The following is a 26,079-nucleotide window of genomic DNA, read 5'->3' on the forward strand; positions in this document are numbered from 1 at the left end:
CCTCAGAGCAGCAGGGCGGCCCAGGCCGAGGCCAGCAGCAACAGCGCCATGCCCTGGTTGAAGCGCTTCATCAGCGACGGCGAGCGCAGCAGCCGCGCGCTGCCGACGCCGAGCAAGGCCCAGCTGGCCAGGCACGGCAGCGAAACCAGGAAGAACAGCAACGCCAGCAGGCCGATCCGCCCGGCCTGTCCGGCGCCTTCCCCGGCGAACAGCGCCAGCGCGGCGAGGGCCATCATCCAGGCCTTGGGATTGACCAGTTGCAACGCCGCGCCGCCGAGCACGCCGAGGCGCCGCGGCGGCTCCGCGCCGTCGATGCCGCCCGCGCTGCGGAACAGGCTCCAGGCCAGGTAGCTGAGCCAGCCGACGCCAAGCCAGGCGAGCCCCTGCTGGAGCAACGGGTGGCGCCGCAGCAGCTCGCCCAGGCCGAGCCCGAGCAGCAGGATCAGCGCCGCCACCGCCGCGCAGGCGCCGAGCACGATCGGCCAGGCGGCGGCCAGGCCGTGGCGCTGGCTGTTGCTCAGGACCAGGATGTTGGTCGGTCCGGGGGTGATCGAGGCGACGACGGCGAACAGCAGGAAGGGCGCGAGGGATTGCATGGACGGGCTCCTGTGGCGGGGGAGCCTTCATCCTGGCGGCGCACCGGGCCTCAGTCTGGAAGCTGGGTGCACTGCCTGCGGTAGGCCGCCGGAGTCATCCCGTAGGCGCGCCGGAACCAGCGGCCGAGATGGCTCTGGTCGGCGAAGCCGAGGGCGCTGGCGAGGTCCGCCGGTTGCCCGCCGACAGCGAGCATCTGCCGCGCCTTGGCCAGCCGCAACTGGACCAGGTAGGCGTAGGGTGGCAAGCCGTAGGCGGCCTTGAATGCACGGTTCAGGCGGAAGCGGTCGGTACCGCAGGCGCTGGCCAGCTCGTCCAGGCCGATGTCCTGGTAGAAGTGCGCATGCAGGTAGTCGCGGGCTTTCTGCGCCACCAGCGGCAGGCGCGGATCGAACGGCTTCGCCTCGCGCCAGCCGAGGTGCACGCGCAGCCGCTCCAGCACCAGCTCCAGGGCGGTCTGCCGCAGCAGTCGCAGCTCGCGGCCATGCAGGACGCGGAAGGCCTGGGCGATGGCCAGGGTCAGGCGCGGGTCTTCGGTGAGGTTGGCGTGGAAGCCGGGATCGCGGTCGCTGGGCGCGTCGTCGAAGGTCGCCCGCAGTTCGCGCCGCAACCAGTCCGGCTGCAGGTACAGCATCGAGTAGGTGAAGCCGCCGGCGATCGGCGCGCGGCCGTCGTGGATCTCCCCCGGCTCGACCAGGAATACCTGGCCGGCGGTGCTGTCGTGTCGGCGTCGGCGGCAGTTGAATTGCTGCACGCCGATCTCGGTGTAGCCGATCAGGTAGCTGTCGTGCCAATGCGGATCGTAGGCGTGGCCCTCGAAATGGGCGCGCAGGGTCTCGATCCCGGTCTCGGCGTCGCGGGCCAGGTCGATCCAGTCTCGGCTGCCCATCGTGCGTCAGGTCTTCCCACTCGTTGGTTTCGTCGTCGCGACTATAACGCGCCCGTCCCGGGGTTCTAGAAGATTCGTGCAGCCGGCTGCGCTCCTCCGGAGGCGGGAATTGATCGGCGTTTCTGGACAATCTATCCAGGCCGCCGCGATTACTCCGCAAGGCCGCCCTCCCTAGACTGGGTTCTCCACTCACCGCAGGAGAAACACCCCATGGTCGACCACTCCATCAAAGGCAAGACCGTCCTCGTCACCGGCGGCGCCAAGAACCTGGGTGGGCTGATCGCCCGCGATCTCGCCGCCCACGGCGCGAAGGCCATCGCCATCCACTACAACAGCGCCGCGAGCAAGGCCGACGCCGACGCCACCGTCGCCGCGCTGCAGGCAGCCGGGGCCAAGGCGGTAGCGCTGCAGGGCGATCTCACCAGCGCCGCGGCCATGGAAAAGCTGTTCGCCGACGCCATCGCCGCGGTGGGCAAGCCGGACATCGCCATCAACACCGTCGGCAAGGTGTTGAAGAAGCCTTTCACCGAGATCAGCGAGGCCGAATACGACGAGATGAGCGCGGTCAATGCCAAATCTGCGTTCTTCTTCCTGCGCGAAGCCGGCAAGCACGTCAACGACAACGGCAAGATCTGCACCCTGGTGACCTCCCTGCTTGGCGCCTATACCCCGTACTACGCCGCCTATGCCGGCACCAAGGCGCCGGTGGAGCACTTCACCCGCGCCGCCTCCAAGGAATTCGGCGCGCGCGGCATTTCGGTCACCGCGGTCGGCCCGGGTCCGATGGACACGCCCTTCTTCTATCCCGCCGAGGGCGCCGACGCGGTGGCCTACCACAAGACCGCAGCGGCGCTGTCGCCCTTCTCCAGGACCGGCCTGACCGACATCGAGGACGTGGTGCCGTTCATCCGCCACCTGGTCAGCGAAGGCTGGTGGATCACCGGCCAGACCATCCTCATCAACGGCGGCTACACCACCAAGTGACCCAGCGTCCCGGTCGCCGCCACGGCGACCGGCACCTGTCCGGGAAAGACCCCATGCACGTGACCCTGGTAATCGCCGGCGGGATCATCCTGCTCGGCCTGTTCCTGCTCTTCGGCGAACTCTGGGAGGCCGGACCGGCGCCCGCTGCCGGCCTGTTCCTGCCGACCTGGCTGGCCGTCGCGCTGGTCAACCTGTGGGTCGGCGTCCAGCACGCCGGCTACGGCTTGCGCGAAGAACTGCCGATCCTGCTGCTGGTCTTCCTGGTCCCGGCGGCACTGGCCGGCGTGGCGATCTGGCTGGCGCCGCGCTAGGCGGCGGCGCTTCAGACGCGGAAACGCCCGACCAGCCGCGCCAGTTCCGAGGACAGCTCGGACAGCCGGCGGCTGGCCCCGGTACCCTGCTCCGAATGTTCCGCCGCCTGGGCGGAAAGCTCGCGCACCTCGCTGATGTTGCGGGCGATTTCGTCGATCACCCGGCTCTGCTCCTCGCAGGCCGAGGCGATCTGCGCGGCGAGGTCGTTGATCCGCCCCACCGCGTCGCCGGTGGCCGCCAGCACGCCGTCGACCCCGGCGGCGCGCTCGACGCTGTCGCGCGCCTTGAGGCTGCCCGACTGCATGGCCCGCACGGCGTTCTGCACCCCGGCCTGGAGGCGCTCGATGCGCGCCTGGATGTCCTTGGTCGAATCCTGGGTGCGCGCCGCCAGCGCCCGCACCTCGTCGGCCACCACGGCGAAACCGCGACCCTGCTCGCCGGCCCGCGCGGCCTCGATGGCGGCGTTGAGGGCAAGCAGGTTGGTCTGTTCGGCGATGCCCTTGATCACTGTCAGCACCGCGTCGATGCTGGCGGTTTCCTGGGCCAGTTGCTGGATGCTCTCGGAACTGCTCTCCACTTCCTGCGCCAACTGGCGGATCACCTCGATGGTCGCCTCCACCACGTTGGCGCCCTCGCGCGCCTGCCGGCGGGCGTCATGGGCCACCTGCGCGGCGCTCTGGGCGTTGCGCGCCACCTCGTGGACGGCGCTGCTCATCTGCGTCGCGGCGGTGCTGACCTGGTCCACCGACGCGTGCTCGCTGTTGATCAGACGATCGTTAGCGGCGGTCATGCCGGCCAGCGAACCGGCGGAATCGGCGACCTCGCCGGTGACCCGGCCGACCTCGCGGATCAGCGGCTGCAACTTGTCGAGGAAGGCGTTGAAGGCGCTGCCGAGGCGGCCGGGTTCGTCGCGCGAAGTGACCTCCAGGCGCACGCGCAGGTCGCCATCGCCGTTGGCGATCTCTTCCAGGCGTTGCAGCAGGCGCTGCAACGGACGGGTCACCAGGCCGGGGAACACCAGCACCAGCGACAGGCACACCAGCAGGCCGAACGCCACCAGCGCCACCTGCTGCCAGCGGTGCCGCTCGCCCAGCGCGGAGGACGCCTCGCCGTCGGCGGCCGCGGCCGCCTCTTCCATCTCGTCGAGCTGGTTGATCACCTCGCGCATCGCCCCGAACTGGCGATCGCTGTCACCGTAGCTGAGCTGCGCCGCGGCGCTCGGATCGCTGGCCGCCAGGCTCAGCACCCGCGCCGAGGTCGCGCTCCAGAGGGCATAGCCGCGCTCGAACTCGGCGACCTTGGCCAGTTCCGCCTCGCCCGGCTGCATCGCCGCGTACTGGCGCACCCGATCCAGGGCCTGCTGCAGGTTTTCCGCGTGATCGTTCCTCAGGCCGGCGATCTGCTCGGCGTTCAGGAGGCTATCGAGCAGGCTGCGCTCGGCGACGAAGGCCTGGTAGAGATCGCGGTCGGCGTTGAGCAGCAGGGCGATGCCGGGGAGAAAACGCTTGCCCAGGCGCTGGTTGGATTCGTTCTGCTGGGCGATGCCATGCACGCCGAGCGCGCCCACCAGCAGCAGAAGCACCGCCAGCAAGAGGATCGGCAGGGCGATTTTCCTGCGGAACGATAGGTTAGCGAACCATTGCAGCATGCCGGCATCCTCGCTCGTGGCTTTCCAGGCTATCGGTCGCAGCACGACCGATCTTGAGCGACCGTACGTCCGTGCCAGTAGGAATCAGACTAGCAGGCGCAGGGTTTCGAACAGGCGCCGGTCATCCTTCTTCGCCGAGCGGGCGTGGCGGCGGATCACCTGCAGCAGGCACTCGACGAAGCATTGCGCCGGATTGCTGAGGGCGCCGCCGCGCCGGGTGATGATGCCCAGCCGCCGTGGCTCGAAGGTTTCCCGCAGCGCCAGCGGCACTACCCGGCCGAGCAACGGCGGGGCGGCGCCGATGATCGCCGGCACCCAGGTGCACATGTCGGCCTGCTCCACCAGGGTCTGCAGGATCGCCACGGAGTGCGCACGGACGATGCGCCGCTCGTCGATCAAGGCGCCGTGGCGCCAGAACAGCTCGCGCATCAGGGTGTCGTGGCCGTCGCCGGTGTAGTTCAACGCCCAATCCTGTTCCAGCAGTTCGTGGATCGAGCCGCAACCCGCCAGCGGATGCCCCTGGCGGACCAGCACCGCGGTGTCGTAGTCGAGCAGCTTCTCGCAGGCGAATTCCTGGGCCGCCTGGGCGCCGTGCAGCGGGCCGATGGCGAAATCCATGCTGCCGTCGCGAAGCAATGGCTGGGCCACCGCCATCAGGCTTTCGAAAAGCTCCAGGCGCACCTCCGGCATGCGCTCGCGGAACGCCTGCACCGCCTCCGAGAGGAAGGTCAGCGCCACCCAAGGCGTCACCCCGATGCACAGCCGGCCGCTGGCCTGGCCACGCAGGTGGTCGAGTTCGACCTGCGCGTGCTCCAGTTGCTTGAGCACCAGCCGGGCGTGGATCAGCAGCGCCTTGCCGTATTCGGTGAAGGTCAGGCCGCTGGGCGTGCGGACGAACAGCGGCAGATGCTGTTCGGTTTCCAGTTCGCGCAGCGCGCGGGTCACGGCCGCCTGGGAAATCCCCAGGGCGCGGGCGGCGGCGCGGATGCCGCCGGCGTCGGCACTGGCGACCAGGGCTTGCAACTGGTGGAGTTTCACGGGCTTACCGAGGTGACAACGAAAGGTTGTCATCATAGCCAAAGCGAGCCTCCCCGCCAGTCCCCCGCTTGCCTACCATCGGCTTCGACAACACCCTGCCGCCCACCGGTCGGAGCCCTTGAGGAGAACAAGAAGAATGACCGAGCCTGCCGTCCTGCCCGCCATCGCGGCGCTGCGGGAAGAGATGGTTACCTTGCGCCGCCACATCCATGCCCACCCGGAGCTGGGTTTCGAGGAACGGCGAACCGCCGCGCTGGTCGCCGAATGCCTGGAGGCCTGGGGCTACCAGGTCAGCCGTGGGGTGGGTCGCACCGGCGTGGTCGGCACCCTGTGCCGCGGCGAGGGCCCCGCGCTGGGCCTGCGCGCCGACATGGACGCGCTGCCGATCCAGGAAGCCACCGGCCTGCCCTACGCCAGCCAGGTGGACGGCGTGATGCACGCCTGCGGCCACGACGGCCACACCGCGATGCTCCTCGCCGCGGCCAGGCACCTGGTCGAGTCGCCGCACTGGCGCGGCACCCTGCAACTGATCTTCCAGCCTGCCGAAGAGGGCCTCGGCGGTGCCCGCGCGATGCTCGACGACGGGCTGCTGGAGCGCTTCCCCTGCGACGCCATCTTCGCCATGCACAACGTCCCGGGATACCCCGTCGGCCACCTGGGTTTCCATCCCGGCCCCTTCATGGCCTCGGCCGACACCGTGGTCATCCGCGTGATCGGCAGCGGCGGCCACGGCGCGGTGCCGCAGCGCACCGTCGACCCGGTGGTGGTCTGCTCCGCCATCGTGCTGGCCTTGCAGAGCATCGTCTCGCGCAACGTCGATCCGCAGGACACCGCGATCGTCAGCGTCGGCGCGATCCATGCCGGGACGGTCTCCAACGTGATCCCGGCCAGCGCCGAAATGATCCTCAGCGTCCGCGCCCTGACCGCGGAAACCCGTGCCCTGCTGGAGCGCCGCATCGGCGAACTGGCCCGCGGCCAGGCCGCCAGCTTCGGCGCGCGGGCGGAGGTCGACTACCGGCATTGCCATCCGGTGCTGGTCAACCATCCCGGGCAGACCGCGTTCGCCCGCGAGGTGGCCCGCGACTGGCTGGGCGAGGAATGCCTGATCGACGGACTGCGGCCGTTCACCGCCAGCGAGGATTTCGCCTTCATCCTCGAACGCTGTCCCGGCAGCTACCTGGTGATCGGCAACGGCCAGGGCGAGAGCAGCTGCCAGTTGCACAACCCCGGCTACGACTTCAACGACGACTGCCTGGCCGTCGGCGCCAGCTACTGGGTGCGACTGGCCGAGCGCTTCCTGGCCTGAGCCAGGGTTTTCAACGGGCGCGCGGCCTGGCGCGCGCGGATCGACAGAGGACAACCACAATGACAAGAACCCTCGGCAGCATCGCCCTCTCCCTCCTCCTCGCCGCACCGGCCGGCGCCGCCGACTGGACCGGCAAGGTCCTGCGCCTGGGCGTCGACCCGACCTACCCACCGCTCGAATACAAGCAGCCGGACGGCCACCTGGCAGGCTTCGGCATCGAGATCGGCGAAGCCCTCTGCGCGGAGCTGCGAGCCCGCTGCGAATGGGTCGAAAGCAACTGGGACGGCATCATCCCGGCGCTGCTGTCGCGCAAGATCGACGCCATCGTCTCGTCGATGACCATCACGCCGAAACGCGCACAGCACATCGCCTTCACCGACCGCGTCTCCAACGCACCGAGCCGCCTGGTGGTACGCCGTGGCTCGGCGCTCCTGCCCGACGCCGAGAGCCTGCGCGGCAAGCGCGTGGGGGTCGGCCAGGGCTCCAACCAGGAGGCCTACGCCAAGGCCGAATGGGCCGCCAAGGGGCTGCGGGTCGTCTCCTACCAGAACCAGGACCAGGTCTACGCCGACCTCGTCATGGGCCGCCTCGACGCCTCGCTGCAAGGCGCGGTGCAGGCCAGCTACGGCTTCCTCGACAAGCCGGTCGGCAAGGATTTCGAACTGGCCGGAGCGGTGCTGGACGACCCCCGCTACTTCGGGGTCGGCGACGGCATCGGCCTGCGCAAGGAAGACGTGGCGCTGCGCGAGGACCTGAACAAGGCGCTGGCGACGATCCGCGCCAACGGGACCTACGCGCGAATCAACGCCCGCTACTTCGATTTCGACCTCTACGGCGCGCCCTGAACGGCGTCCGGCCGTTTTTCACCTCGACCGACAACAACAAGCAATGGAGAGTGAAATGTTCCTCGACGGCTTCGGCCCGCAGATACTCGCCGGCACCCTGGTGACCCTGAAACTGGCGCTGGGCTCCCTGCTCGGCGCCGTGCTCATCGGCCTCCTCGGCGCCAGCGCCAAGCTCGCCGCCAACCGCCCGCTGCGCGCCCTGGCCAGCGGCTATACGACGCTGATCCGCAGCGTCCCCGACCTGGTCATCATGCTGTTGCTGTTCTTCAGCCTGCAGATCCTCCTCAACCGCGTCACCGACGCCCTCGGCATCGGCCAGGTCGACATCGACCCGTTCGCCGCCGGCTGCGTCACCCTGGCGTTCATCTATGGCGCCTACTTCACGGAAACCTTCCGCGGCGCCTTCCAGGCGGTCCCGGCCGGCCAGGTCGAAGCCGCGCAAGCCTACGGCATGGGGCGCTGGCGAGTGTTCCGCCGGGTACTCCTGCCGCAGATGCTGCGCTACGCCCTGCCGGGCATCGGCAACAACTGGCAGGTGCTGGTCAAGTCCACCGCGCTGGTCTCGATCATCGGTCTCGGCGACCTGGTCAAGGCCACCCAAGACGCCGGCAAGGGCACCCTGCAGTTCTTCCACTTCACCCTGGTCTGCGGGCTGATCTACCTGGCCATCACCGCAATCTCCAACGCCGCGCTGCTGTGGCTGGAGCGGCGCAGCTCGCTGGGCGTCAGGAGGCCGCTGCCATGAACGCGGTACTCGACGAATACTGGCAGGCCTACCTGTGGACCGACGGCCTGCAACTGACCGGACTGGCGATGACCCTGTGGCTGCTGATCCTCGCCGTGGCGCTTGGCTTCCTGCTGGCCATCCCGCTGGCGGTGGCGCGGACCTGCGGCAACCCGCTGCTGCGCTACCCGGTCTGGCTCTACACCTACGTGTTCCGCGGCACCCCGCTGTACATCCAGTTGCTGTTCTTCTACACCGGCGTCTACAGCCTGAATGCCATACGCGCCCAGGACTTTCTCAACGCGTTCTTCCGCGACGGCTTCAACTGCACGGTGCTGGCCTTCGTCCTCAACACCTGCGCCTACATGACGGAAATCTTCGCCGGCGCGATCAGGAACACGCCCCACGGCGAAGTGGAAGCGGCGCGCGCCTACGGCATGGGCGGCTTCACCCTCTACCGGCGCATCGTCCTGCCCTCGGCGCTGCGCCGGGCACTGCCGTACTTCAGCAACGAAGTGATCCTGATGCTGCACTCCACCTCGGTGGCGTTCACCGCCACCGTGCCGGACCTGCTCAAGGTGGCCCGCGACGTCAATTCCGCCACCTATGCGCCGTTCCTGTCCTTCGGCATCGCCGGCGCGCTCTACGCCGGCACCGCCTTCCTGCTGATCTGGCTGTTCCGCCGCGGCGAGCTGCGCTGGCTGGCCTACCTCAGACCGCAAACCCACTGACCTCTCCCGGAGACACGCGCATGTACAGCCTGCAGGTCGAAGACATCCACAAGCGCTACGGCAGCCATGAGGTGCTCAGGGGCGTTTCGCTCAGGGCCGGCAAGGGAGACGTGATCAGCATCATCGGCTCCTCCGGCTCGGGCAAGAGCACCTTCCTGCGCTGCGTCAACTTCCTGGAAAAGCCCTGTGCCGGGCGCATCCGCGTCGGCGACGAGGAACTGCGCACCCGTCCCGGCGCCCTGGGCGAGCTGCGCGCCGCCGATCCCCGGCAGTTGCAGAGGATCCGCAGCCGGCTGGCGATGGTCTTCCAGCATTTCAACCTGTGGAGCCACCTGACGGTGCTGGAGAACGTGGTCGAGTGCCCGGTCAACGTCCTGAGAATGAACCGCGACGACGCCGTGGCCCGCGCGCGCCACTACCTGGCCAAGGTCGGCCTGGCGGAGAAGGTCGAACGGCAGTATCCCTGCGAACTCTCCGGCGGCCAGCAACAGCGCGTGGCGATCGCCCGCGCCCTGGCCATGGAGCCGCAGGTGATGCTGTTCGACGAACCGACCTCGGCGCTCGATCCGGAACTGGTCGGCGAAGTGCTGAAAGTCATGCAGCAGTTGGCCGAGGAAGGTCGCACCATGGTCCTGGTCACCCACGAGATGGCCTTCGCCCGCCAGGTTTCCAGCCATGTGATCTTCCTCCACCAGGGCGTGATCGAAGAGCAAGGGACGCCGGACCAGGTGTTCGGCGCGCCGCGCAGCGAGCGCCTGCGCCAGTTCCTCGCCGGCAACCTGAAATGAGCCCGGGACTCAGCGCGACGGCGCGAGGAAACGCACGAAGACCAGCTCCGGATCGCCTTCGTCGAGGTTGTCGATCACCCCGCTCGGCTGGAATCCCTCGCGCTCCAGCAGGCGCCGCATCGGCAGGTTGGAGCGGTTGCAGGAAGTGAACAGGCGGTCGCCGCGACAGTCGTCCCGCGCCTGCCGCAGCAACGCGCTGGCGATGCCGCGCCGGCGGCAGTCGGGGGCGACCGCCGCATCCTAGACGTTTTCACAGGTCAGGGCACGTCGCAGCGGCGCATGATCTATAGTCGCCCGGATCAGCCCCAGAGGATGCCGGACATGCCCCGTTCGATCGTCATCGTCCACGGCTGGAGCGACGATTCGAAGTCGTTCCGCCGCCTCGCCGAGCAGCTGGAAGCCTGGTTCGGCAGCGCGCCGACGCAGATCCGCCTCGCCGACTGGATCTCCCTGCAGGACGACGTCACCTACGCCGATCTCGCCGCCGCCCTGGATCGCGCCTGGACCGCCCAGGGACTGTCGCGGGCACCGCGCACGGTGGACGTGGTGGTGCACAGCACCGGCGCCCTGGTGCTGCGCGACTGGCTGACCCGCCACTTCGACCCCGCCAGCGCGCCGGTCAAGCGCTTCCTGATGCTCGCCCCGGCCAACTTCGGCTCGCCGCTGGCGCACAAGGGACGCTCCTTCATCGGTCGCGTGCTGAAAGGCTGGAACCGCTTCGTCGGGCAGACCGGCACCCAGGTGCTGAAGGGACTGGAGCTGGGCTCGCCGTACTCCTGGCAACTCGCCGAGCGCGACCTGTTCGGCGCCGAGGCCTGGTACGGCGCCGGCCGCCTGCTCGCCACGGTACTGGTGGGCAATGTCGGCTACAGCGGCGTCGAAGCCATCGCCAACGAAGTCGGCGGCGACGGCACGGTGCGGATCGCCACGGCGAACCTCAACGCCTGCCGCCTGAGCCTCGAACTGGATGTCCGCCAGCGCGCCAGGCCCGGCTGGCGCCTGGAAGAATCGCGCGGCGAGATCGCCTTCGCCATCGTCGACGGCGAGAACCACGCCAGCGTGGCGCTGAAGGACCGCGGGCCGAAGAACCCGCATACCCTGGAGCTGATCCGCGCCGCACTGGAGGTCGAGGACGCCGATTACCGGAGCAGCGGCGCAAGCTTCCCCTGGCAGCGCCGCATCGATCAGCTCGACCCCGGCATCGAGCGCCGCTCGCCGCGCTACCTGAACCTGGTCAGCCACGTCTGCGACGACCTCGACCAGGAGGTGCGCGACTACTTCATCCAGTTCTTCCGCAAGCTGAACAGCGACCGGCGTTTCGAGCAGCGCTTCTACGAGCAGGTCATCGCCGACGTCCATCCCTACGAGGACAACCCCGCCTACCGCTCGCTGTACCTGTCGATCGAGTCCCTCGACGACCTGCTCGCCGGCTTCGCCGTGGACACCCTGTCGCTCAGCGTGTCGGCCCAGCCGCCGTTCGATCCGCCGCGCCAGCCGGTCGGCTATACCGCGGTGGGCCCCGGCGACAGCGAAGGCCTGGCGATTCCGCTGGCGCAGGTGCCGCGCTTCCTCGCCGCCCACCGCACCCTGCTGCTGCGCATCCGCCTGACGCGCCTGGTGGACAGCGGCGTATTCGTCTTCAGGAACCCCTGAATCGGCGCCCGGCCCCCCGCTGGGCAGCCACCCAGGCCGGGCGCAGGCGATCACGGTTGGCCTTCGGGCCACTCGACCCGCTGCAATGGCGCGCCGCCGCGCCCGAGGCGATGGACGATGCCGCTGCCCCGGCGCAGATCGACCCGCACCAACCGTCCGCCGTCCTCTCCACGGCCGCTGAGAAGCAGGTTGCGGGCATCCAGGCGGAACAGCCGTTCGGGACGCTCGATGGGCAGCCCCAGGGTCCAGAGCAAGCTGCCGTCGGCAGACACCGAGCTGAGCAGCAGTTCGCTACGCTCGGCCAGGCTGCGCCGGTGCAGCACCAGCCAGTTGCCGTCGACTCGCCAGGGACGGCGCGCCAACCTGGAATCGCCGCCCGGCAGCGCCGAGGCATAGCGACGGTACAACGCCTCCTCGCGCGTCTGCTCGTCGCGCCGGCGACGGTACTCGGCATCCGCCGCCGCCTCCAGGTCGGCGACCCGTTCCCGCCAGGCGTCGTGCGCGGCGATCCAGCGTCGCCGTTCCTGGCGGTAGGCGTCGCGCGCCGCAAGGAACGCACGGGTACTGGGAAAACGCTCCACGCGCTCGTCGAACTCTTCCGGCGGCTGCGGCTCGGACGGCAGCGACGGATGCTGGCGCTGCCGCTCGGACGGTCGCTCGAGCAGCCGCTGCGGCTCTTCGGCAGCGGCTGGATCGGGCAGCAGGCCAGCCTGCAGGAAGGCCGCGTCGAGCAGCGGACGCAGTCGGTTCTCTGCCGGCGACCGCCAATCCAGGGTGCCCAGTGACAGGCGCTGGCGTCGCGCCCGTTGGTTCGCTGCCGGCAGCGCCTCGCCACGCTCCAGCGCGCGGGCCTCGTGATCGCTGGCGAGGATCAGCAGGCGTCCGTCGGGCAGGCGCGTCAGGCCCGGCGCCTGCCAAGCGATCCCGGCACTCGCCGGCGGCGGCGGGTCGCCCTGGAAATACCGCGCGGCATCGACTTCCGGAGCTTCGCGCAGAGCCAGGCTGTCGCCGTCGAGGAACCAGACGCGGCCGTCCAGCGCGAGCATCAGCAATCCGCCCCGGCCTTCGTCGTAGCGATAGGCGTCCTTCCCCCAGGGCGCCGACTTCAACGGCAGGCCGCCAGTGCGCCGCTCCAGCTCGTCGAACGCCAGCGCAGGGGCAGCGTCGCGCCGGTCGAGTACGTAGAGTTCGTTGCGCAGGAAGAACAGGTAGCGCGACGACTGGCCCAGCAGTTCGCCGGAGCCCCAGTCGTCGCCGCGCTCGTTGTCGGCATCCAGGCGCGCGCTCCAGCGCAGGCTGCCGTCCTCGAGATCGACCACCTGGGCATAGCTGCGGCTGCTGCCATGCACCACGCCGTTGTCCACTTCGTTGGCGCGATAATCGTCGAGGGTGAACGCCAGGTAGGAATGGCCCTGTTCCTCGAAGACCAGTTGCGGCCCGCTGAACCCGGCCTCGTCGTACTGGCCGAGAATGAAATGGATGGCCACCGGCAAACCGACCAGCAGGCCCAGGCCGAGTACCGCCCAGAGGACGGCGAAAAGCGTCGCTCCCTTCTTCATGCAACTCCCGTGCGTCCCGCGATCCTGGGACCGTCCCTCAACTGGCGACGGCATGAACGGCGCATTCTAGGGAGCCGCCGGCCTCGCTTCAAAGGCGGCAAGCGGCCATCAGTGATCCATGCTCATGGGCTTTTCGCCCCCAGCAGGACGCCGAAACCGACCAGCAGGGCGCCAAAGAACTGGTCGATGCGCCGGCGGAAACGCAGGAGCCGGCCGCGCACCGCCGGGCTCGAGAGAAAGCAGGCGACCAGGCCGAACCAGGCCACGTGGGCGAGCGCGATGAAGGCCCCGTAGCCTAGTTGCGCCGGCAACGCGGTATGCGGATCGATCACCTGCATGAACAGGCTGACCACGAACAGGCAGGTCTTCGGATTGAGCGCATTGGTCAGGAAGCCGCTGCGCAACATCGCCCAGGACGAAACCCCGGCGCCGCCCGCCGCCTCCTCCGCCACCGTGTCCTCTCGCGCCAGCAGCATGCGCAGGCCGAGGAACACCAGGTAGGCGGCGCCCGCCAGCTTCAGCGCGGTGAACAGCGCCAGCGACTCGCGCACCAGCACGCCGACGCCGAGGATGCTGTAGCCGACATGTACCGTCACCCCCGCGCCGATGCCCAGCGCGGTGAGCAGGCCGGCGCGGCGGGAATACAGCAGGCTGTTGCGCGAGACCATGGCGAAATCGGCGCCGGGGCTGATCACCGCAAGCACGGTGATGGTCAGGAAAGCTAGCAACTCTGTCATGCCTGGAAGGCTCCAAGGTAGAATGGATGGCACAATCTACCGGTCTCCAGCGCCGATCGAGAACGATGAATACTGACAATCATGGTGAGGAAAACTCACCATTCAGGCGCCGCCGCCTGCCCTCGCTGAACGCCCTGCGCTGCTTCGAGGCCGCCGCCCGCCTGGAGAACTTTTCCCGTGCCGCCGAGGCCCTGTGCCTGACCCACGGCGCCATCAGCCGCGCCGTGCGGACCCTGGAGGAGGAACTCGGTTGTGCGCTCTTCGAACGCCGCGGCCAGCGGGTTTTCCTCAGCGAGGCCGGCAGGCGCCTGCTCGCCGGCACCGGCCCGGCCCTCGACCTGATCGAGCGCACCGGCGAGGCCCTGCGCGCGGAGGCCGGACCCACCGCGCTGGTGCTGTCCTGCGAACCGACCTTGCTGATGCGCTGGCTGATCCCGCGGATCGCCGGATTCATGCAGGAACAGCCACGACTGTCGATCCAACTGGTCGCCGGCGGCGGGCCGTTCGCCTTCGGCCGCGGCATCGACCTGGCGATCCGCCGCAACGACTTCCCCTGGCCGCCCGGCAGCCATGCCCACTGGCTGTTCGACGAGCAGGTCGGGCCGGTCTGCCGGGCGAGCGACGTCGAACGGCATTTCCACCTCGATGCAGGCCCGCCCGGGCTTCGCGCCGTCGCACCGCGCCTGCACACGGCGACCCGCCCGCAAGCCTGGAACACCTGGACCCGTCTCGCCGGACAGGCGCCGGCGACGACCGAAGGGCAGCGCTTCGAGCACTTCTACCTGAGCCTGCAGGCGGCCGGCGCCGGACTCGGCGTAGCCATCGGCCCCTGGCAACTGGTGCGCGACGACCTCGCCGCCGGCCTGTTGGCGGCGCCGCTGGGATTCCTCGCCGACGGCAGCAGCTATCACCTGCTGACCCCGCGACCGTTGCAGGCCGGAGAGCCTGCCACCCTGCTGCTGGAATGGCTGCGCCGCAGCGCGGCGGCCTGATGCGGCCCGCTCAGGGCCAGGCGCGCAGCGCCCGTTCGACCACCGCCAGCAGGCGCTCGCAAGGCACCCGGTCCTTGGCCTGCACGCTGAGGCCGAACAGCACGGTGGCATAGAAGGTCGCCAACTCCTCCACGTCGGTGTCCGCCGCCAGGTCGCCGTCAGCGATGCCGCGCCGCATGCGCTCACGGAACAGGCGGATCGACTCGCCGCGCTCGGCGCTCAACGCGTCCCGCACCGCCTCGCTTTCCGGGGTTCCGGTCAGCGCCGCGAGCACCACCAGGCAACCGCGCGGGAACTCGTCGGAACAGAAGCGCGCGACGGTCTCGCGGAGCAGCTCGGCCACGCCCTCGCGGGCGCTCGGCGCGCCATCGAGGACATCCCGGCGATAGCGGCCGTGCTGGCCGAGATAGTGGGCCAGGGCTTCGCGGAACAGCCCTTCCTTGCTGCCGAAGGCGGCGTACAGGCTGGGCGGCCTGATTTCCATCGCCTCGGTCAGGGCCGCCAGCGAAGCGCCTTCGTAGCCACGCACCCAGAACACATCCATGGCTCGCTGCAGGGCGGTGTCCCTGTCGAATGCCCGTGGCCTGCCTCGCGCTGCCATCCTGACCTCCATTATTTGTATCGATCACTATAAATTTACTTGACGAGCGTTGCCATCGCCATATTATTTAGCGACCGATACAGATATTCAAGCCATCTCCCTGCCGCCTTCGAAAGGAAAAGACCATGTCCAACCTGCTCCTCTCCCCGCTCGCCGTAGGCAACCTGACCTTGCGCAACCGCATCGTCATGGCGCCGATGACCCGCTCCCGGGCGCAACAGCCGGGCGACGTGCCGACCGCCCTGAACGCTCTCTACTATGCGCAGCGCGCCGGCGCCGGGCTGATCGTCAGCGAGGGCACGCAGATTTCCCGCCTCGGCCAGGGCTACGCCTACACCCCCGGTATCTACAGCGAGGCGCAACTGGCCGGCTGGCGCCAGGTCACCGAGGCGGTGCACGCCGCCGGCGGACTGATCGCCGCGCAGCTCTGGCATGTCGGGCGCATGTCGCATCGCTCGCTGCAGGCCGGCGGCGAGGCGCCGATCGCGCCCTCGCCGATCCAGGCCAAGGCCCAGGTGTTCATCGCCGATGGCCAGGGCGGCGGGTCCATGGCGCCCGCCGACGCGCCGCGGGAAATGACCCTGGAAGACATCCGCCGGGTCCGCGACGAATTCGTCCGCGCCGCACGCAACGCGCTCGACGCCGGCTTCGACCTGGTCGAGCTGCATGGCGCCAATGGCTACCTGATCGACCAGTTCCTCGCCAGCGCCAGCAACCGGCGCAGCGATGCCTACGGCGGTAGCCTGGAGAACCGCGCGCGGTTCCTGCTGGAGATCGTCGACGCGCTGGTCGCCGCGGTCGGTGCCGAGCGCGTCGGCCTGCGCCTGTCGCCCTGGGGCACGATCAACGACATGCACGACGACGAGCCGGAAGCGATGACCCTTTACCTCGCCGAAGCCCTGCAGCGACGCGGCATCGCCTACCTGCACCTGGCCGAGTGGGAATGGAGCGGCGGCCCGGCCTACCCGCAAGGCTTCCGCGAGCGCCTGCGCGAACGCTTCCGCGCGCCGCTGATCGTCTGCGGCAACTACGACGCCGAGCGCGCCGAAGCGATACTCCAGGCCGGACTGGCCGACGCGGTGGCGATCGGCCGGCCGTTCATCGCCAACCCCGACCTGGTCGAGCGGATCCGTCTCGGCGCGCCGCTGGCCGAGGCCAACCAGGCGCGGTTCTACGGTGGCGACGCCGCCGGCTACACCGATTACCCGACCCTCGGCCAGTCCGCTACGGCCTGATTCCCTTCCCTCCCATGCATCGTTCCCGGGCGCGGCCACGGCTGCGCTCGCGGAGGAGTCTTGCCGTGCTATTGCCGATCCTCCTGCTGGCCGCCGCCGGCTTCACCATCCTGACCACCGAGTTCGTCATCGTCGGCCTGCTCCCGGCGCTTGCCGCAGACCTCCAGGTCAGCGTCGCCCAGGCCGGCCTGCTGGTCAGCCTGTTCGCCTTCAGCGTCGCCGCCTTCGGTCCGTTCCTCACCGCCGCGCTGGCGGGCGTCGAACGCAAGCGGCTGTTCGTCGCCTGCCTGCTGCTGTTCGCCGCGGCCAATGCGCTGGCCGCCGTGGCCGGCGATATCTGGACGATGGCCGTGGCGCGCTTCGTCCCGGCCCTGGCGCTCCCGGTGTTCTGGGCCATGGCCAGCGAAACCGCCGCGCACCTGGCCGGCCCCTCGCGCGAAGGGCGCGCCGTGGCGCTGGTGTTCTTCGGCATCGTCGCCGCCACCGTGCTCGGCATTCCCATCGGCACGCTGATCGCCGACGCCTGGGGTTGGCGCCTGGCATTCGCCGCACTCGCCGCGCTGGCCCTGGCCAAGGCGCTGCTGCTGGCCGCCTGGCTGCCGCGCATTCCCGGACGGCCGGGCGTCTCGCTGCGCAGCCAGGCGAGCGTGTTGCGCCAACCGCTGGTGCTCGGCCACCTGTTGCTGTCGCTGCTGGTCTTCACCGGCATGTTCACCCCCTACACCTACCTGGCCGACATCCTCCAGCGCCTGGCCGGCTTCAGCGGTTCGCTGGTCGGCTGGACGCTGATGGGCTTCGGCGCGGTAGGCCTGCTCGGCAACTGGCTCGGCGGGCGCCTGGTGGATCGCAGCCCACTGGGCGCAACCCTGCTGTTCGTCCTGCTGATGGCGCTGGGCATGCTCGCCCTGGTGCCGACCCTCGGCAACGCCTGGCTGCTCGCCGCCACCCTGGCGACCTGGGGCGTGGCCCAGGCAGCACTGTTCATCGTCGGCCAGGTGCGGGTGATGAAGTCCGCGCCGCGGGCCCCGGCGTTCGCCGCCTCGCTGAACATCTCCGCCTGCAACGCCGGGATCGGCATCGGCGCCCTCGCCGGCAGCCGGGTGATCGACGGCAGCGGCCTGGCGCCGCTCGGCGAGGTCGGCGCGCTGGTCTGCCTGGCGGCGATGGCCGTGGCCCTGCTGCTGATGCTGGCGCCACGCCAAGCTGCCACCGAGCCGTCCCTCGGCGGCCACATCCCTCACTGACCCCACCAAGGAAGCACAACCATGATCCTCGATAGACTCTGCCGCGGCCTCCTGGCCGGCATCGCCCTGACCTTCTCCCTGGGCGGCTTCGCCGCCGAGGAATTCCCCGTCCCGAATGGCTTCGAAAGCGCCTACCGGGAAGTCGACGGCGTGAAGCTGCACTACGTGAAAGGCGGCCAGGGGCCGCTGGTGATGCTGGTGCACGGCTTCGGCCAGACCTGGTACGAATGGCACCAACTGATGCCGGAACTGGCCAAGCGCTTCACCGTGATCGCGCCGGACCTGCCCGGCCTCGGCCAGTCCGAGCCGCCGAAGACCGGCTACAGCGGCGAACAGGTCGCCGTCTACCTGCACAAGCTGGCCCGGCAATTCAGCCCGGATCGCCCGTTCGACCTGGTGGCCCATGACATCGGTATCTGGAACACCTACCCGATGGTGGTGAAGAACCAGGCCGACATCGCCCGCCTGGTGTACATGGAAGCGCCGATCCCGGACGCGCGGATCTACCGCTTCCCGGCCTTCACCGCCCAGGGCGAGTCGCTGGTCTGGCACTTCAGTTTCTTCGCCGCCGACGACCGCCTGGCGGAAACCCTGATCGCCGGCAAGGAGCGCTTCTTCCTCGAGCACTTCATCAAGTCCCATGCCAGCAACACCGAGGTGTTCAGCGAGCGCCTGCTGGACCTGTACGCCAGGTCGTACGCCAAGCCGCACAGCCTGAACGCCTCGTTCGAGTACTACCGCGCGTTGAACGAGAGCGTGCGGCAGAACGCCGAACTGGCGAAGACCCGCCTGCAGATGCCGACCATGACCCTCGCCGGCGGCGGCCACGGCGGCATGGGCACGTTCCAGCTGGAGCAGATGAAAGCCTATGCGGACGACGTCGAAGGCCATGTCCTGCCCGGCTGCGGCCACTGGCTGCCGGAAGAGTGCGCCGCGCCGATGAATCGCCTGGTGATCGACTTCCTCAGCCGCGGTCGCTGAGTCGTCCCGGTCCGGGCGATCAGAACTGCTCGCCCGGGCAGAACAGGCAGCGCAGCAGCAGGGTCATGAGCACGACAGCGCCGGAAACCAGCAGGTAAGGCAACGGGGAGAACAGGTCGTCCTGGTCCTTGCCATCGTGCTCACTACTCATGCTCTCACCTCGAGAATCGTCATGGCGGAAAAGACGCAGGATATGCACTTGCCGTCCTTGAAAGTGCACGGCGAAGTGTTCGAAGACTATAGAAACGAAGCGATCGAGTTCAATTACATCTGTGTCAGCTTGCTGTCGGCAAAACGTCAGCGGAAAGACAACGGAATATATTTCCCGATAATGCTTGCGGGGTCTGCCGCGCGCCGCCCCCAGGCTCTCCCAGCGTGAGGAATAGCCTCGGCGAAGGAAAAACCCACTTACAATGATCCCGACCCGGAATTATTCCGCCAAGTGGGCTCCGTTTCGGAAAAAAGCGATTCGCAGCACTGTTTCGGTGCAATAACGTCACATGTGAAAGTTTCGATTAAGTTTTCCGTTATCGATTATCCATAAATACGTTTGATCGCTCTCCGGACGTTTCATAGATTGCACGCCTTCACTCTCTGCGAGGCATTCCCGTGACGCATCCAGCGACCGTCTACAGCCTGTCCACCCGCCTGCTGCACTGGAGCATGGCGTTCTGTTTCATCGGCGCGATCGTGCTGGCCTATTTCGTCATCTGGGTGCTCGGCCACGACCACCCGCAGCGCCTGCCGGTACTCAACCTGCACTGGGTGCTGGGCCTGCTGGTCGGCCTGCTGCTGATCCCACGGATCGTCTCGCGGCTGCGCGAGCCGCGCCTGCCAGCGGTCCCCGGCACGCCGCTGGAGCACCGCCTGGCGCACTACGCGCACCTGTCGCTGTATGCCTTGATGCTGGTGATGCCGCTCACCGGCTACGTCGGCACCCGCCTGCCCACCGACTTCGGCCTGTTCGTGGTACCCAGCTTCAAGGACACCGCGCTGTTCGCCTGGATTTCGCAAACCTGGAACCTGAACTGGGAGGCGTTCGAGAAGCCCTTCGACGCCGTTCACCGCGTGGTCGGCCTGTGGCTGAGCACCTCGGTGGTGCTGCTCCATGCGCTCGCCGCCGGCTACCACCAGTGGGTCCGCCGCGACGGCACCCTGGAGCGCATGCTCGGCCGTCGCCAGCGCCGCTGAGCGGGGCCCTTCGTCGGCTCTCGCGGCGGCTCGGCGACGATCTGCTATAGAGGTAGGGACACGCAGGGAAAACCTCGCCGCCCCGAGGCTCCTCCGTGGCAACCACAGGCGTCGCGCAGGTAGCCGGGTCGGCCTCCGACAGAGAGGAGCATGCCATGGCCAGCCTGCACTGCCAGCACCGCAGCTACACCATCACCGCCGACGTCGTCGAGCATCCGGGCATTCCCACGCCCTGGGCCGGCGGCTGCCACATCACCGATCCCGAAGGCCACACCAGCAAGCGCATCGCCCTGCCCGTGCGCTTCGCCTTCCTCGCCGACCTGGAAAACGCCCAGCGCGCCTCCATCGCCCACGGCAAATGGCTGGTGGACCAGCGCCTGGACCGCGGCAAGGCGCTGTTCTGAAGCGCACAACGAAAACGGCCCTCGCAAGGAGGGCCGTCGTTCATCGCGGCGCGGCTCAGGCGCTGCCGGCTTCAGCGGTTTCGCTGCGCCGTCGCGGCGGCGCGCCATGGCTGTCGTCGCCGGCCAGCGGCACTTCGTTGCCCTGGGCGTCGTACAGCTTGCCGTCGAGGAAATAGTCGCCTTCGTGCAGGGCGGCGATGTCCTGGTAGCGCAGGGTCCGCTCGCTGGCGGCGACGAACACCGACTGCTGGTCGGAGTTGCCGGCAGTGAAGTGGTTGAACGCCAGGTTGAGCAGGATCGCCATGATCGCCGAGGAACTGATGCCGGAATGGAAGATGGTGGCGAACCAACTGGGGAAGTGATCGTAGAACGTCGGCGCGGCGATCGGGATCATGCCGAAGCCGATCGAAGTGGCGACGATGATCAGGTTCATGTTGTTGCGGTAGTCCACCTTCGACAGGGTGCGGATGCCGCTGGCGGCGACCGTGCCGAACAACACGATGCCGGCGCCGCCGAGCACGGCGGTGGGCACCGCGGCGATCACCCGGCCCATCACCGGCAGCAGGCCGAGGATCACCAGGAACAACCCGCCGGTGGCGACCACGTAGCGGCTCTTGATCCCGGTCACCGCCACCAGGCCGACGTTCTGGGCGAAGGCGCTCTGGGTGAAGGAGCCGAAGATCGGCGCCAGCATGCTGGAGAACATGTCCGCGCGCAGGCCGTTGCCCAGGCGCCGCGAGTCGACCTTGGTGTCGATGATCTCGCCTACCGCGAGGATGTCCGCCGAGGTTTCCACCAGGGTCACCATGATCACGATGCACATCGAGATGATCGCGGCGACCTGGAAGGTCGGCATGCCGAAGTGGAACGGCGAGGGAAACGCCACCAGCGGGCCTTCGGTGACCTTGGAGAAGTCGGCCATGCCGAGGAACACCGCGATGACGGTGCCGATGACCATCGCCAGGAGGATCGACAGGCGCGAGATCGAGGCGCTGCCGAGCTTGCTCAGCAGCAGCACGATGACCAGGGTGATTGCCGCCAGGCCGATGTTGGCCATGCTGCCGAAGTCCGGCGCGTGGCTGTTGCCGCCCATCGCCCAGCGCGCGGCGACCGGCATCAGGGTCAGGCCGATGGTGGTGATGACGATGCCGGTCACCAGCGGCGGGAAGAATTTGGTGATGCGCGAAAAGATCGGCGTGATCAGCAACCCGATCAGCGAGGCCGCCATCACCGCGCCGAGCACTGCGGGAATGCCGCCACTGCCACCGCTGCCGATGATCGCCACCATGGTCGCCACGCCAGCGAAGGACACCCCCTGGACCAGCGGCAACTGACAGCCGAAGAACGGCACGCCGAGGGTTTGCAGCAGGGTCGCCAGGCCGCCGGCGAACAGCGAAGCGGCGATCAGCAGGCCGATGTCGCCGGGTGCGAGGCCGGCGGCCTGGCCGAGGATCAGGGGGACCGCGACGATACCGCCATACATGGTCAGCACATGTTGCAGGCCGTAGGCCATGTTGGCGCCGACACCGAGGTTCTCGTCTTCAGGCCGTGGAACGGATGGGGTTCCGGAGGACGTCGTTTTCATGGTGCGCTGTTCTCGCTTTTATTGTTGTGCGCACACTGTAGACAATTCGATCCGAAAATATCCAGAAGAATGTATACAAAAATTCCAACAAATCTGTGACAGCGCTGCCGCCGATCACCTTCACTCGCGCGCTTATCCGCGCGCCAGACGGTTTCCTTCCTGCTGCGCCATCCTCCCAGCCCCGACCAACGGCCATGGGCCCGCGCCGAAGGGCATTAACGATAGAAAGCCGCCCTCCATCCCGCCAGCGAGCTATCAGCAATTCTTCCGCGAAAAGTTGATGAAATTCACATTTCAGGAATTACGCCAGGACAGCCTGGAAAGCGCTCCTAGTCTGGCAGTCAGGCCGTGCCCGAGGCGACATTTCGGGCAATAGCGCCATGCCATCAACGGCTTATCGATCATCGCCTCACAAGGAACGGAGTCTCATGAGCAACAAGAACAATCTCAGATACGCACTCGGCGCCCTCGCCCTCTCGGTTTCCGCCGCATCCCTGGCGGCACCTTCGGAAGCGCAACAGTTCACCGAGTTCTGGACCCCCGGCAAACCCAACCCGTCGATCTGCAAATCGCCGTTGCTGGTCAGCACCCCGCTTGGCCTGCCGCGCTGCCTGCAAGCCAGCAACGTGGTCAAGCGCCTGCAGAAGCTGGAAGACATCGCCAGCCTCAACGACGGCAACCGCGCCGCCGCCACGCCGGGCTACCAGGCCTCCGTCGACTACGTGAAGCAGACCCTGCAGAAAGCCGGCTACAAGGTCAGCGTGCAGCCCTTCCCGTTCACCGCCTATTACCCGAAAGGCCCGGGTAGCCTGAGCGCCACCGTGCCGCAGCCGGTCACCTACGAATGGGAGAAGGATTTCACCTACCTGTCGCAGACCGAGGCAGGCGACGTCACCGCCAAGGTGGTCCCGGTGGACCTGTCCCTCGGCGCCGGCAACACCTCCACCAGCGGTTGCGAAGCGGAAGACTTCGCCAACTTCCCGGCCGGCTCGATCGCGCTGATCCAGCGCGGCACCTGCAACTTCGAGCAGAAGGCCGAGAACGCCGCGGCCGCCGGCGCCGCCGGGGTGATCATCTTCAACCAGGGCAACACCGACGACCGCAAGGGCCTGGAGAACGTCACCGTGGGCGAGTCCTACGAGGGCGGCATCCCGGTGATCTTCGCCACCTACGACAACGGCGTGGCCTGGTCGCAGACCCCGGACCTGCAGCTGCACCTGGTGGTCGACGTGGTACGCAAGAAGACCGAAACCTACAACGTGGTCGCCGAGACCCGTCGCGGCAACCCGAACAACGTGGTGATGGTCGGCGCGCACCTCGACTCGGTGTTCGAAGGCCCCGGTATCAACGACAACGGTTCGGGCAGCGCCGCCCAACTGGAGATGGCCGTGCTGCTGGCCAAGGCGCTGCCGGTCAACAAGGTGCGCTTCGCCTGGTGGGGCGCCGAGGAAGCCGGCCTGGTGGGCTCGACCCACTACGTGCAGAACCTCGCCCCGGAAGAGAAGAAGAAGATCAAGGCCTACCTGAACTTCGACATGATCGGCTCGCCGAACTTCGGCAACTTCATCTATGACGGCGACGGTTCCGACTTCGGCCTCCAGGGTCCGCCCGGCTCGGCCGCCATCGAGCGCCTGTTCGAAGCCTACTTCCGCCTGCGCGGCCAGCAATCGGAAGGCACCGAGATCGACTTCCGCTCCGACTACGCCGAGTTCTTCAACAGCGGCATCGCTTTCGGCGGCCTGTTCACCGGCGCCGAGGGCCTGAAGACCGAAGAGCAGGCGCAGAAGTACGGCGGCACCGCCGGCAAGGCCTACGACGAGTGCTACCACAGCAAGTGCGACGGCATCACCAACATCAACCAGGACGCCCTGGAGATCCACAGCGACGCCATGGCCTTCGTGACCAGTTGGCTGTCGCTGTCGACCAAGGTGGTCGACGACGAGATCGCCGCCGCCGGCCAGAAAGCACAATCGCGGTCGCTGCAGATGCAGAAGAGCGCCAGCCAGATCGAACGCTGGGGTCACGACTTCATCAAGTAACCGCGACTACCCTGCGCCGGGCCGCCGGCGCAGGTTCCCCATCCAGGCCCGGCTCATCCACCGGGCCTTTTTTCATCGGCGCGCGATCACTCCACCGCTTCCAGCAGGGTCGCCACGCCCTGGCCGCCGGCGATGCACTGGGTGGCGATGGCATAGCGCCCGCCGGTGCGCCGCAGCAACGCAGCGGCCTTGCCGGTGATCCGCGCGCCGGTGGCGCCCAGCGGATGACCGATGGCCAGGGCGCCGCCATCCAGGTTGATCCTGTCCATGTCCAGCCCCAGTTCACGGATGCAGGCGATGGATTGGCTGGCGAAGGCCTCGTTGATCTCCACCAGGTCGATGTCGGCGATGCCCAGCCCGGCCCGTTGCAGAACCTTGCGCGTCGCCTGCACCGGGCCCATGCCCATGACCTCCGGCGCACAACCGGCCACCGCCACCGCCTTGATCCGCGCCAGGATCGCCAGCCCGTGGCGGCGCGCGAATTCCTCGCTACAGACCAGCAGCGCGGCGCTGCCATCGGTGAGCGGCGACGAGGTGGCGGCGGTGACGCTGCCGCCGAACGCCGGCTTCAGTTGGGCCAGGCTCTCCAGGTTGGTACCCGGGCGGATGCAGCCATCCTCGGCGACCCGACCGGCGGGGGTGTCGATGGCGACGATCTCCTCGCGCAGCAAGCCGGCCTCGCGCGCGGCGACTGCCTTGGCGTGGGAGCGTACGGCCATCTCTTCCTGCTCGACGCGGCTGACGGCGTAGCGCTCGGCGACATTCTCGGCGGTCTGCCCCATGCTCATGTATACCGCCGGATAGTCCTGCAGCAACGCGGGATTGGGCGACAGGTTGAAGCCGCCCATCGGCACCCGGGTCATCGACTCCACCCCGGCGGCGATGAAGGCCTCCCCGGCGCCCAGCAGGACTTGCCCGGCGGCGTAGTGGACAGCGCTCATGGACGAACCGCAGAAACGGTTGAGGGTCGCGCCGCCGAGGCTCTGCGGGAAGCCGGCGCGGAAACTGGCGATGCGCGCGATGTTCATGCCCTGTTCCGCCTCCGGATAGGCGCAGCCCATGACCACGTCCTCCAGCAGAACAGGGTCGAGATCGAGTTTCTCCACCAGGCCCTTGAGCACCGCGGCGGCCAGGTCATCCGGGCGGATATCGACCAGCGCGCCTTTCCTGGCGAAGTGGAACGGCGAACGGGCGTAACCGGCGATAACGACTGAAATCGGCGACATGAGGATATCTCCGTGAGATGGATTGGCTGGATCGCAGGGAGATATTACGCTCATAATATTTATTGAATGACAGTCGAAATACAATTTGACCGAAAAAGCCGCAGGGCTCGCCGAAACGCCCTCAGACTTCGTTCAATTCACTGATATGCCGATACTCGGCCCCCAGCTCCCGGGCCAGGCGCTCGGCCTTGCCCAGGCGCAACGGGCCGCTTTCGAGGTCGATCAGCAGACTCGGGCAGGCAGCCTCCGGCAGCGCCGGCCAGTCGCGCAGGCGGCCGTCGGTAAGCACCAGCAGACGCTGATGCTCGGCGGGTTTCTGCCGCTGTCGGCGCGCCAGCCAGCCAGCGGCTTGGTGCAGGGCGTCGAGCAGCGGCGTACCGCCGCCGGCGCCCAGCTGGCGTAGCCAGTCCTGCAACTCCCGCGAAGCCTTCTGCCCCTGCCAGAGCCATTGCGCCTGCTGCCCGGTGGCGTGCAGCACGGCCAGGCGGACGCGCTGCCGATAGGCCTCCTCGAACAGCGTCGCCAACAACCCCTTGGCCTGGGCCAGAGCGCCGTACCGGCGGGTGCTGGCGGAGGCATCGACGATCACCAGCCAGAGTTCGCCCGGGTGCCGGCTGCGCGGCTGGCGAAGCAGGTCGCGGCGCTGTCGGGGACGTCCGCGCAGCAGGGTCGGCAACCATTGGATGGCGCCCTCCGCACCCTGGCTCAGGGCGCCGCCAAGACCGCCGCGCAGGGCTCCGGGTCTGCTCCTGGCATCCGCACCCATGACCGAG

Annotated in this window: 26 protein-coding genes and 1 pseudogene; 15 read left to right on the plus strand and 12 right to left on the minus strand. The window is 68.3% G+C overall.

Annotated features, from left to right (window positions below; genetic code table 11):
- Positions 1–2 precede the first annotated feature (2 nt).
- The gene (locus VQ065_RS20590; protein ID WP_014603924.1) at positions 3–596 is read right to left on the minus strand and encodes a LysE family translocator; all 594 of its coding nucleotides are present in this window, start codon (positions 594–596) and stop codon (positions 3–5) included.
- Positions 597–646: 50 nt separating this feature from the next.
- Complete coding sequence (locus VQ065_RS20595) at positions 647–1,483, minus strand: AraC family transcriptional regulator (protein ID WP_003091026.1); 837 nt, start codon at positions 1,481–1,483, stop codon at positions 647–649.
- 210 nt (positions 1,484–1,693) lie between these two features.
- On the opposite strand from VQ065_RS20595, the gene VQ065_RS20600 reads away from it, so the two are divergent.
- Entirely contained in the window at positions 1,694–2,467 is a 774-nt protein-coding gene (locus tag VQ065_RS20600) for an SDR family oxidoreductase (RefSeq protein ID WP_003091027.1), read from the plus strand.
- A gap of 53 nt (positions 2,468–2,520) precedes the next feature.
- Complete coding sequence (locus VQ065_RS20605) at positions 2,521–2,778, plus strand: hypothetical protein (RefSeq protein WP_003091028.1); 258 nt, start codon at positions 2,521–2,523, stop codon at positions 2,776–2,778.
- An 11-nt stretch (positions 2,779–2,789) separates the two neighbouring features.
- Here VQ065_RS20605 and VQ065_RS20610 read toward each other — a convergent pair whose 3' ends face one another.
- Positions 2,790–4,427: a methyl-accepting chemotaxis protein gene (locus VQ065_RS20610; RefSeq protein WP_003091029.1), complete on the minus strand. Its 1,638-nt coding sequence runs from the start codon at positions 4,425–4,427 to the stop codon at positions 2,790–2,792.
- A gap of 84 nt (positions 4,428–4,511) precedes the next feature.
- Positions 4,512–5,501: a LysR family transcriptional regulator gene (locus tag VQ065_RS20615; RefSeq protein WP_003130750.1), complete on the minus strand. Its 990-nt coding sequence runs from the start codon at positions 5,499–5,501 to the stop codon at positions 4,512–4,514.
- Between the two features lie 100 nt (positions 5,502–5,601).
- On the opposite strand from VQ065_RS20615, the gene VQ065_RS20620 reads away from it, so the two are divergent.
- Genes VQ065_RS20620 through VQ065_RS20640 form a run of 5 tightly spaced genes read left to right on the plus strand, consistent with a single transcriptional unit; the run spans position 5,602 to position 9,859 of the window.
- Positions 5,602–6,771: a M20 aminoacylase family protein gene (locus tag VQ065_RS20620; RefSeq protein WP_003091032.1), complete on the plus strand. Its 1,170-nt coding sequence runs from the start codon at positions 5,602–5,604 to the stop codon at positions 6,769–6,771.
- 59 nt (positions 6,772–6,830) lie between these two features.
- Positions 6,831–7,616 carry an ABC transporter substrate-binding protein gene (locus tag VQ065_RS20625; RefSeq protein ID WP_003091033.1) on the plus strand — a complete coding sequence of 262 codons (786 nt, stop codon included), beginning with the start codon at positions 6,831–6,833 and terminating at the stop codon, positions 7,614–7,616.
- Between the two features lie 55 nt (positions 7,617–7,671).
- The gene (locus VQ065_RS20630; protein ID WP_003091034.1) at positions 7,672–8,361 is read left to right on the plus strand and encodes an ABC transporter permease; all 690 of its coding nucleotides are present in this window, start codon (positions 7,672–7,674) and stop codon (positions 8,359–8,361) included.
- Positions 8,358–9,071: an ABC transporter permease gene (locus VQ065_RS20635; RefSeq protein ID WP_003091035.1), complete on the plus strand. Its 714-nt coding sequence runs from the start codon at positions 8,358–8,360 to the stop codon at positions 9,069–9,071. Before VQ065_RS20630 ends, VQ065_RS20635 begins: the two co-directional genes overlap by 4 nt.
- 20 nt (positions 9,072–9,091) lie before the next feature.
- Positions 9,092–9,859 carry an ABC transporter ATP-binding protein gene (locus VQ065_RS20640; protein WP_003091036.1) on the plus strand — a complete coding sequence of 256 codons (768 nt, stop codon included), beginning with the start codon at positions 9,092–9,094 and terminating at the stop codon, positions 9,857–9,859.
- A gap of 9 nt (positions 9,860–9,868) precedes the next feature.
- Here the strand turns inward: VQ065_RS20640 and VQ065_RS20645 are convergent.
- Positions 9,869–10,081 (minus strand): annotated as a pseudogene (locus VQ065_RS20645) (GNAT family N-acetyltransferase); the annotation flags it as partial.
- A 99-nt stretch (positions 10,082–10,180) separates the two neighbouring features.
- On the opposite strand from VQ065_RS20645, the gene VQ065_RS20650 reads away from it, so the two are divergent.
- Positions 10,181–11,512, plus strand: a complete 1,332-nt coding sequence (locus tag VQ065_RS20650) for an esterase/lipase family protein (RefSeq protein WP_003091038.1) — start codon at positions 10,181–10,183, stop codon at positions 11,510–11,512.
- A gap of 50 nt (positions 11,513–11,562) precedes the next feature.
- On the opposite strand, the gene VQ065_RS20655 is transcribed toward VQ065_RS20650, so the two are convergent.
- Both VQ065_RS20655 and VQ065_RS20660 read right to left on the minus strand, forming a co-directional pair.
- A complete protein-coding gene (locus tag VQ065_RS20655; protein WP_014603925.1) occupies positions 11,563–13,071 on the minus strand; it encodes a PA2928 family protein in 1,509 nt (502 codons plus the stop codon).
- Between the two features lie 122 nt (positions 13,072–13,193).
- Positions 13,194–13,808, minus strand: a complete 615-nt coding sequence (locus tag VQ065_RS20660) for a LysE family transporter (protein ID WP_003091040.1) — start codon at positions 13,806–13,808, stop codon at positions 13,194–13,196.
- A gap of 65 nt (positions 13,809–13,873) precedes the next feature.
- Between VQ065_RS20660 and VQ065_RS20665 the strand changes: the two genes are divergently transcribed.
- The gene (locus VQ065_RS20665; RefSeq protein ID WP_003091041.1) at positions 13,874–14,800 is read left to right on the plus strand and encodes a LysR family transcriptional regulator; all 927 of its coding nucleotides are present in this window, start codon (positions 13,874–13,876) and stop codon (positions 14,798–14,800) included.
- A gap of 10 nt (positions 14,801–14,810) precedes the next feature.
- On the opposite strand, the gene VQ065_RS20670 is transcribed toward VQ065_RS20665, so the two are convergent.
- Positions 14,811–15,401, minus strand: coding sequence for a TetR/AcrR family transcriptional regulator (locus tag VQ065_RS20670; protein ID WP_003091042.1), 591 nt, complete (start codon positions 15,399–15,401; stop codon positions 14,811–14,813).
- 125 nt (positions 15,402–15,526) lie between these two features.
- Between VQ065_RS20670 and VQ065_RS20675 the strand changes: the two genes are divergently transcribed.
- The 3 genes from VQ065_RS20675 to cif all read left to right on the plus strand — a co-directional run bounded on the left by VQ065_RS20675 (position 15,527) and on the right by cif (position 18,861).
- A complete protein-coding gene (locus tag VQ065_RS20675; RefSeq protein ID WP_003091043.1) occupies positions 15,527–16,636 on the plus strand; it encodes an alkene reductase in 1,110 nt (369 codons plus the stop codon).
- A 65-nt stretch (positions 16,637–16,701) separates the two neighbouring features.
- On the plus strand, positions 16,702–17,880 hold the full coding sequence (locus VQ065_RS20680; RefSeq protein WP_003091044.1) for an MFS transporter: 1,179 nt from the start codon (positions 16,702–16,704) through the stop codon (positions 17,878–17,880).
- A gap of 21 nt (positions 17,881–17,901) precedes the next feature.
- The gene (cif, locus tag VQ065_RS20685; RefSeq protein WP_003091045.1) at positions 17,902–18,861 is read left to right on the plus strand and encodes a CFTR inhibitory factor Cif; all 960 of its coding nucleotides are present in this window, start codon (positions 17,902–17,904) and stop codon (positions 18,859–18,861) included.
- Between the two features lie 19 nt (positions 18,862–18,880).
- Here cif and VQ065_RS20690 read toward each other — a convergent pair whose 3' ends face one another.
- Positions 18,881–19,012 carry a hypothetical protein gene (locus tag VQ065_RS20690; protein WP_003091046.1) on the minus strand — a complete coding sequence of 44 codons (132 nt, stop codon included), beginning with the start codon at positions 19,010–19,012 and terminating at the stop codon, positions 18,881–18,883.
- A 458-nt stretch (positions 19,013–19,470) separates the two neighbouring features.
- Here VQ065_RS20690 and VQ065_RS20695 point away from each other — a divergent pair, with 458 nt between their 5' ends.
- Together VQ065_RS20695 and VQ065_RS20700 are read left to right on the plus strand one after the other, a co-directional pair.
- Complete coding sequence (locus tag VQ065_RS20695; RefSeq protein ID WP_003091047.1) at positions 19,471–20,052, plus strand: cytochrome b; 582 nt, start codon at positions 19,471–19,473, stop codon at positions 20,050–20,052.
- A gap of 155 nt (positions 20,053–20,207) precedes the next feature.
- Positions 20,208–20,456: a hypothetical protein gene (locus VQ065_RS20700; RefSeq protein ID WP_003091048.1), complete on the plus strand. Its 249-nt coding sequence runs from the start codon at positions 20,208–20,210 to the stop codon at positions 20,454–20,456.
- A gap of 55 nt (positions 20,457–20,511) precedes the next feature.
- Here the strand turns inward: VQ065_RS20700 and VQ065_RS20705 are convergent, their stop codons facing one another.
- The gene (locus VQ065_RS20705) at positions 20,512–22,041 is read right to left on the minus strand and encodes a nucleobase:cation symporter-2 family protein (RefSeq protein WP_003091049.1); all 1,530 of its coding nucleotides are present in this window, start codon (positions 22,039–22,041) and stop codon (positions 20,512–20,514) included.
- 428 nt (positions 22,042–22,469) lie between these two features.
- Here VQ065_RS20705 and paaP point away from each other — a divergent pair, with 428 nt between their 5' ends.
- Positions 22,470–24,080, plus strand: a complete 1,611-nt coding sequence (gene paaP, locus VQ065_RS20710) for an aminopeptidase PaaP (RefSeq protein WP_003091050.1) — start codon at positions 22,470–22,472, stop codon at positions 24,078–24,080.
- An 86-nt stretch (positions 24,081–24,166) separates the two neighbouring features.
- Here the strand turns inward: paaP and VQ065_RS20715 are convergent, their stop codons facing one another.
- Both VQ065_RS20715 and VQ065_RS20720 read right to left on the minus strand, forming a co-directional pair.
- On the minus strand, positions 24,167–25,306 hold the full coding sequence (locus VQ065_RS20715; RefSeq protein ID WP_003091051.1) for a thiolase family protein: 1,140 nt from the start codon (positions 25,304–25,306) through the stop codon (positions 24,167–24,169).
- A 121-nt stretch (positions 25,307–25,427) separates the two neighbouring features.
- Complete coding sequence (locus tag VQ065_RS20720; RefSeq protein WP_009313843.1) at positions 25,428–26,072, minus strand: vWA domain-containing protein; 645 nt, start codon at positions 26,070–26,072, stop codon at positions 25,428–25,430.
- Positions 26,073–26,079 lie beyond the last annotated feature (7 nt).

It is taken from the genome of Pseudomonas sp. KBN10P06128 (assembly GCF_037574945.1).
Lineage (GTDB): Bacteria > Pseudomonadota > Gammaproteobacteria > Pseudomonadales > Pseudomonadaceae > Pseudomonas > Pseudomonas aeruginosa.